The organism is Aeromonas aquatilis (assembly GCF_054052405.1).
Map to the genome: position 1 here is coordinate 1 of NZ_JBSTYP010000212.1, position 269 is coordinate 269.

1 rRNA gene is annotated in these 269 nt (G+C 50.6%); it reads left to right on the forward strand.

Annotated features, from left to right (window positions below):
• Nucleotides 1-194: 194 nt before the first annotated feature.
• Nucleotides 195-269: ribosomal RNA gene (rrf, locus tag ACW5W8_RS24075) — 5S ribosomal RNA — on the forward strand; the annotation flags it as partial.

The window sequence follows — 269 nt, forward strand, 5'->3', positions numbered from 1 at the left end:
ATAGGTGGGGTGTGTAAGCGCGGCGACGTGTTGAGCTAACCCATACTAATTACCCGTGAGGCTTAACCATACAACACCCAAGAAGTGTTTCTGGCCTTGTAGCGAATGAACGAACTACTAACTAATTCAGTGATAGCGACAAGCCAATAGGCAACCTCGTTACTCACGTCAGCTTTCTCAGATTGAAGAATTTGCCTGGCGGCCATAGCGCCGTGGAACCACCTGATCCCATGCCGAACTCAGAAGTGAAACGCGGTAGCGCCGATGGT